The organism is Streptomyces canus (assembly GCF_001514145.1).
GTDB classification, from domain to species: Bacteria; Actinomycetota; Actinomycetes; order Streptomycetales; family Streptomycetaceae; genus Streptomyces; species Streptomyces canus.
On the sequence record NZ_KQ948697.1, the window covers coordinates 5,228 to 5,933 of the forward strand.

1 protein-coding gene is annotated in these 706 nt (G+C 66.3%); it reads left to right on the forward strand.

From position 1 onward, the window contains the following. Positions 1-706: AMP-binding protein (locus AQJ46_RS50810; protein ID WP_159064283.1), on the forward strand; the 706-nt coding region annotated here is incomplete at both ends.

Sequence of the window (706 nt, forward strand, 5' to 3'; positions counted from 1 at the left end):
GTCAGTCCTCGGGATCCGGTGTATGTGATTTATACGTCGGGTTCGACGGGTCGGCCGAAGGGTGTGGTGGTTGAGCACGTTTCGGTGGGTGCGTATTTGGAGCGGGCGCGTGAGGTGTATGAGGACGCGGCTGGTTCTGCGGTGTTGCATTCGTCGGTGGCTTTTGATCTGACGGTGACGGCGTTGTATACGCCGTTGGTCAGTGGTGGCCGGGTGGTGCTGGCGGAGTTGGACGAGCATGCGGCGGCTGCGGGTGGGCCGTCGTTCATGAAGGTCACGCCGTCGCATCTGGGGTTGTTGGAGGTGTTGCCGGCGCAGGTGTCGCCGTCGGGGACGTTGGTGACCGGTGGTGAGGCGCTGCTGGGTGAGGCGCTGGCTTCGTGGCGGGCTGCGCATCCGGGCGTGACGGTGGTCAATGCGTATGGTCCGACGGAGGCGACGGTCAACTGCACGGACTTTCGGATCGAGCCGGGGCGGGTGGTGGCGTCGGGTCCGGTGCCGATCGGGCGTCCGTTCTGGAACACCCGCGCCTATGTGCTGGATGCCGCTCTCAGGCCGGTCCCGCCGGGTGTGGCGGGTGAGTTGTATGTGGCGGGCGTGGTGCTGGCGCGGGGTTATCACGGGCGTGCGGATCTGACGTCGGAGCGTTTCGTGGCCGATCCGTACGGTCCGTCGGGTGCGCGGATGTATCGCACGGGTGATGTGG